Annotated in this window: 5 protein-coding genes; 2 read left to right on the forward strand and 3 right to left on the reverse strand. The window is 67.7% G+C overall.

From position 1 onward, the window contains the following. On the reverse strand, positions 1-551 hold a 551-nt coding region (locus IP86_RS24790; RefSeq protein ID WP_054165108.1), incomplete at its 3' end, for a hypothetical protein. A gap of 229 nt (positions 552-780) precedes the next feature. On the opposite strand from IP86_RS24790, the gene IP86_RS24795 reads away from it, so the two are divergent. Continuing rightward, positions 781-2,457: a glycoside hydrolase family 17 protein gene (locus IP86_RS24795; protein ID WP_054165109.1), complete on the forward strand. Its 1,677-nt coding sequence runs from the start codon at positions 781-783 to the stop codon at positions 2,455-2,457. Here the strand turns inward: IP86_RS24795 and IP86_RS24800 are convergent. Together IP86_RS24800 and IP86_RS24805 are read right to left on the reverse strand one after the other, a co-directional pair. Next, entirely contained in the window at positions 2,417-2,797 is a 381-nt protein-coding gene (locus IP86_RS24800; RefSeq protein WP_054165110.1) for a hypothetical protein, read from the reverse strand. The two genes, IP86_RS24795 and IP86_RS24800, sit on opposite strands and share 41 nt — an antisense overlap. A 67-nt stretch (positions 2,798-2,864) precedes the next feature. Further along, positions 2,865-4,145, reverse strand: a complete 1,281-nt coding sequence (locus IP86_RS24805; RefSeq protein ID WP_054165111.1) for an SPOR domain-containing protein — start codon at positions 4,143-4,145, stop codon at positions 2,865-2,867. A 164-nt stretch (positions 4,146-4,309) separates the two neighbouring features. On the opposite strand from IP86_RS24805, the gene glmU reads away from it, so the two are divergent. Beyond that, positions 4,310-5,668 carry a bifunctional UDP-N-acetylglucosamine diphosphorylase/glucosamine-1-phosphate N-acetyltransferase GlmU gene (gene glmU / locus IP86_RS24810; RefSeq protein WP_054165112.1) on the forward strand — a complete coding sequence of 453 codons (1,359 nt, stop codon included), beginning with the start codon at positions 4,310-4,312 and terminating at the stop codon, positions 5,666-5,668. The last annotated feature ends 308 nt before the right edge of the window (positions 5,669-5,976 follow it).

The raw sequence follows: 5,976 nt of genomic DNA on the forward strand, positions 1-5,976 counted from the left end.
GTCGCGGGCTGCGGCGCGGCGGCCGGCTTGCCGGACGGCGCTGCCGGGGCCGCGGTCGCCGCGGCGGGCTGCGGCTGGGCGCTCGGATTGATCCAGCAGGCGTGGACGCGGCCGCTCAACCCTTCCGGCACCTTCGGATCGATCGGGCCGGAGCGGACCAGGCAGCGGAAGGCCGCCTGGATGTGACCGGTCGGACAGCCGAAGCGGTCGTACAGGTCGAGATGGCGGAAGGCGGTGTCGAGATCGTCGCGCCACATCAGCACGACGACGCGGCGCCCGAGCCAGACGCATTCCGGATTGCCGGCGGGACCATTGATGGCCTGCGCGGCCTCGACGAATTCGTCGGTCTTGCGCTGGCTGTCCTTGAGAGCATCGGCGGGCGGCTGCTGCGCCGGCTGGTTGGCGTTCGCCGGAGGCTTGGCGTTCTGATCCTGGGCTCGCAGGTCGCCGCTCTGGGCGATCGCGCCGCCGACGCCGATCAGCAAGGCAAGTCCGGTCGCGCCCAGGCCACGCCACAGCGCGCTCTGGAACTCAAGGAATACTCGTCGCATAGCGTCCCCGATCTGGTTGGCCGGGCCACAGCGGCGTCGGTCCCCATCCGCCCGATGCCACCAGAATTCGTCGCCGATGCGGCGTGACCCTGCACGATTCCCATGACGGACATTTCGAGATTTGTCCAGCAATGACAAATGAGCAGAGCCCACATGGCGACGAATTCATCTACCTTAATGCGCGTTCATTCCCGACCGCGCAGGCTCGCTTCGGTTCGTGCGTCCTCTTATGGTCTTGGCAGATCGGCTGCGAGCGGGTAATCGACGGTCCTTCTGGAGGACGGAACCCATTTCATTTCGCACGCCGCTGGCGCTTCTCCCGATATCCCTCGGTATCATCTTCGGCGTGTGGTGGTGGATCGCCACGCCGGTCACGCTGTCGCGCGCGCCGATCGATCCGAGCGCCAAGCTCGAATGCGTGTCCTACGCGCCGTTCCGCGGCGAGCAGACGCCGCTCGATCCGACCACGCGGATTCCCGCCGAGCAGATCGAGCAGGACATGGTCCAGCTCGCCAAGATCTCCAAATGCGTCCGGACCTATTCGGTCGATAACGGCCTCGAGCAGTTGCCGGCGCTGGCCGGCAAGGTCGGGCTGAAGGTGATCCAGGGCATCTGGCTCGGCAACGAACGCGCCAAGAACCTGGCGCAGATCGCCGTCGCGGTCGGCCTCGCCAAGGACTATCCGGATGTGATCACCGGTCTGGTGGTCGGCAACGAAGTGCTGCTGCGCGGCGAGATGACGGTCGGCGATCTCGCCGCGACGATCCGGCTGGTGAAGTCACAGGTCAAGACGCCGGTCACCTACGCGGACGTCTGGGAATACTGGCTGCGCAATCGCGAGATCTACGACGCGGTCGACTTCGTCACGATTCACATCCTGCCGTATTGGGAGGACATCCCGATCCGTGCCCGCAACGCCGCCGCGCATGTCGACCAGATTCGCAAGCGAGTCGCCGTCGCGTTCCCGGCCAAGGAAATCCTGATCGGCGAAACCGGCTGGCCGAGCGCCGGGCGGATGCGCGAGGGGGCGCTGCCGTCGCGCGCCAACCAGGCGCGGGTGGTGTCGGAGATTCTGCAGCTCGCCAAGATCGAGAACTTCCGCGTCAATCTGATCGAGGCCTACGACCAGCCCTGGAAGCGCGATCTCGAAGGCACCGTCGGCGGCTATTGGGGCCTGATCGATGCCGATAATCGCGCGCTGAAATATCCGGCCGGCGTGCCGATCAGCAACTTCCCGCAATGGAAGCTGTCGATGGCGGCCGGGATGGGGCTCAGCTTTATCGTGTTCGCCACTGCGCTGCTGTCGCTGCGCCGCAAGCCGTGGGCGCCGCGGCTGGCATCGTGGTTGGCGGTCGGCATTTCAGCGACGGCGGCGGGCGCGCTGCTCGGCATTGCGGTCGACAAGATGCTGGTCGAGAGCTACGGCTCGGGCCGCTGGCTGCAATGGGGCCTGCTGCTGGCCAGCGGCGTGCTGACGCCGATCTTCGCGGCGCATGCGTTCATGTCAGGGCGGCCGCTGCCGACCTTTCTCGAATTGTTCGGTCCGCGCGAGATGCGCGACCGCTCGTTCCTGACCTACGCGCTCGGGCTGTCGCTGGCCGTGACGGTGCTGATCGGCGCCCAGACCGCGCTCGGCTTCACCTTCGATCCGCGCTACCGCGACTTTCCGTTCGCGTCGCTGACCATGGCGGTGCTGCCGCTGTTCCTGCTGATGCTGCTGAACCGGCCGGCGCAGGGCGCGCGGCCGATCGCCGAGTCGGTGTTCGCCGGGGTGCTGGTGATCTCGGCGATCTACACGGTGTTCAACGAAGGGCCGAAGAACTGGCAGTCGCTGTGGACCTGTGCGGTCTACGCGATGCTGGCGCTCACGCTGTGGCGGGCGCGGGCCGCGCAAAGCCCAAGATAAGCAGTCCGATCGCGATCCCCGACAGGCCGATATTGTAGAGCACGATGCCGAAGCCTGCGGCCACCAGGCCGGCGGTCAAGAGCACGATCGACGGCCGGATGAAGTGCAGCACGGCGATCACCACCGCCGCGATTCCGAACACGGAATTGCGGAACAGGTAGGTCATCAGTAGCCTGGTCTTGCACAGCATCGACTGCAGGCCGGCGTCGCAGGCGAGCGCCACCGTCGACATTTCGATGGCGAGATAGCGCAGGTACAGCGCGTAACCGACGGTGACGAAGCCGACGATAAGCAGCCATTGCACCTGATACGGGGAGAGGCGGAACGGTTCTTTCTTCATGGCGCGATTATGCGGCGGTTTGCAGCCGCGAACAACCCGTCAGGACGGCTGAGGCTGGCAGATGCGGTCAGTGGATGCCGAGGATCGACGACAGCGGGCCCGGCTTCGGCTGCGGCGGTGGGGGCGGCGGTTCGGGCGCGGGGGGCGGCTCGGGCGCGACGGCCGTGACTTTCGGCGGACGCTTCCGCGGCTGACGCGGCGGCGGCGGTGCTGTCGAAGCCAGCGGCAGGCGCTGGCCGTCGAACACGGTGGTCTCGCACGGACGGTCGGCGGCGCCGAGCGCCGCGCAGAGCTTGGCCGCGGCGGCGGCATCGTCGAGCGGACCGGCGACCAGGCGCAACTGGCCGCCGCCGGCATTTTCCTTGATCATGATGATGGGCCGCATGTCCTTCAGCTCCTTGTGAGCCTTGGCCATGCGCCGCCACAGATTGCGAAGCCCCTCGACCGAGTTGGCGCCGCCGAGCTCGACCCCGAAGGTCGTGCGCGGCACCGCAACCGGCGCGTCGTCGGGCGTATCGGGCTCGGCATCCGGTCCGGCGGGCGCCGCGACGGGCTGAGGCACGTTCAGCTTGGTGGCGCCGGCGTCCGGGGGCGCCAGCATCGAGCGCGCGGACATCAACGGCGCCGGTGGCGTCAGAGCCGCGACGGCGCTTCTGTCGACGCGCTTCGGTTCGAGTTCTGGGGGCGGGGCTGCCGCGACGGCGGCGTGCGGCGCCGGAGGCGCGGCGATGCTCGGTGTCGGCGGCTCGCTCGCGGCGGCTTCGGCCGGACGTTTGGCGGGCAGCGGAGCCGCGGGTGGGGCCGGCGCCGCGGCTGCCACGACAGGTGCGCCGGAGGCGGGCTGCGGGGCACTGGCCTTGGATTCGACCGTCGCAACCGGAGGCGCCGGCTCCTTGACCGGAATGTCCGGGAGGGATGCCGCAAGTGCCTTGTCGACGGGTGCCGATCGCGACGAAGCCTGCACCCGGGCGATCGAGCCCGTCACCGAGTCCAGCCCCTGCTCGAGCGAGCCGAGCCGGGCATAGAGCCGGTCGCGGTCGGCATTCAGGGTGTCGATCGCCGAGGCGAGGCGGGTGGCCTCGTTCTGACTTTCTTTGGTCAGACGCTGAATTTGCTGAGACTGCCGCGCCAGATCGGCGGCGGCGACCTGATCGCGGCGGCGGTCGATCGAGGTCTGTGTAGCCAGGATCGCGATCACCAGCGCACCGAGCGAGCCGGCGGCCCAGGTCGCCAGCCGCCATTTGGCGCGGCCGTCGAGTTCGTCCTCGTCGGCCAGGAAACGGGTCAGCCAGCCGCCGGGCTCCTCGGTGGCGAAGCTGTCCGCGAGATCGTCCCTGTTCCGCGCCATCCGAACGCCCGAAAGCCCCTGTCGCCCAATCGAATCACGGCATCAACATTAACAGGGAATTGTCCCGCCGCTGTCGCCGAGGAGTCACTTTCCGCCCTCGAAAGCCGTTTCCCCTCCGGCGCAAACGCTCTATGAGGGCTGCACATCGACTGACGGGAATTCAGATGACGACGAGATCCAGCCTGACGATCGTACTTGCGGCCGGCGAGGGCACGCGGATGCGATCGTCACTGCCGAAGGTGCTGCATCCGGTCGCGGGCCGTCCGCTGCTGGCGCATGTGCTGGCCGCGGCGCCGCAGGGGGACGGCAACCGGATCGCGGTTGTTATCGGCCCGGATCATCAGGCGGTCGCCGTCGAGGCCAAGCGCGTCCGCTCCGATGCGGAGATCTACATTCAGCGCGAGCGGCTGGGGACGGCACATGCCGTACTGGCCGCCAAGGACGCGATCGCCCAGGGCGCCGACGATCTCTTGATCGCGTTCGGCGACACGCCGCTGATTTCCGCCGAGACGTTCGCGCGCATGCGTGAGCCGCTCGGCCGGGGCGCGTCGCTGGTGGTGCTGGGCTTCCGCGCGGCGGATCCGACCGGCTATGGCCGGCTGGTGGTCGAAAGCGACCAGCTCGCCGCGATCCGCGAACAGGCCGATGCTACTCCCGACGAGTTGAAGATCACGCTGTGCAACGCCGGCGTGATGGCGATCGACGGCAAGATTGCGCTCGACGTGCTGAGCCGGATCGGCAACGCCAACAAGAAGGGCGAGTACTACCTCACCGACGCGGTCGGCCTTGTCCGCGCGCGTGGTCTCACCGCCAGTGTGATCGAGACCGACGAGGACGAAGTCCGCGGCATCAACACCAAGGCGCAGCTCGCCGAGGCCGAAGCCGTGATGCAGAACCGGCTGCGCCAGGCGGCGATGACCGCGGGCGTCACGCTGATCTCACCGGAGACGATTCACCTCGCTGCCGACACGACGTTTGGCAAGGACGTGACGGTGGAGCCGTTCGTAGTGATCGGTCCCGGCGTCAGCATCGCCGACGGCGCGGTGATCCATTCGTTCTCGCACATCGTCGACGCGCGGATCGGCGCCAAAGCCTCGGTCGGTCCCTATGCGCGGCTGCGGCCGGGCACGTCGCTGGGCGACGGCGCGCGGATCGGCAATTTCGTCGAGACCAAAGCGGCGCAGATCGACGCGGGCGCCAAGGTCAACCATCTCACCTATATCGGCGACGCCCATGTCGGCGCGAACGCCAATATCGGCGCGGGCACCATCACCTGCAATTACGACGGCTTCAACAAGCACAAGACCGAGATTGGCGCCGGCGCGTTCGTCGGGTCGAACTCGTCGCTGGTAGCGCCTGTGAAAATCGGCGCGGGCGCTTATATCGGCTCGGGCTCGGTGATCACCAAGGCGGTGCCGGACGATGCGCTCGCGGTCGAGCGCAACGAGCAGTCGCTGCGGGAGGGCTGGGCCAAGCGCTTTCGCGAGGCGAAAGCGCGCGCCAAGAAGCCCGGCGGACACTGACGGTCAATCATCGCGCGGACGCGGAGCTTGGTTAACGCTGCGGCGCTAACCCTGTCGCAATTCGCAATAATTATTGACTACCTCCACTTTCGCCGAACTCGCTAGATATCAGCAGGGCCGGGCATCGCCGGCCGTCGGGGGAACTTCAACCGCATGTGCGGCATCATCGGCATTCTCGGACGCGGACCGGTTGCGGAGCAGCTGGTCGATTCACTGAAGCGGCTGGAGTATCGCGGCTACGATTCCGCCGGCGTCGCAACGCTCGAAGGTCAGCACCTCGAGCGACGCCGCGCGGAAGGCAAGCTGAA

Source organism: Rhodopseudomonas sp. AAP120 (genome assembly GCF_001295845.1).
Classification (GTDB): domain Bacteria; phylum Pseudomonadota; class Alphaproteobacteria; order Rhizobiales; family Xanthobacteraceae; genus Rhodopseudomonas.

Bases quoted from the DNA above. Each gene is read 5' to 3' on its own strand.
- IP86_RS24795 (WP_054165109.1), top strand. From the start codon at position 781: ATGGTCTTGGCAGATCGGCTGCGAGCGGGTAATCGACGGTCCTTCTGG.
- IP86_RS24800 (WP_054165110.1), bottom strand. From the start codon at position 2,797: ATGAAGAAAGAACCGTTCCGCCTCTCCCCGTATCAGGTGCAATGGCTG.
- IP86_RS24805 (WP_054165111.1), bottom strand. From the start codon at position 4,145: ATGGCGCGGAACAGGGACGATCTCGCGGACAGCTTCGCCACCGAGGAG.
- glmU (WP_054165112.1), top strand. From the start codon at position 4,310: ATGACGACGAGATCCAGCCTGACGATCGTACTTGCGGCCGGCGAGGGC.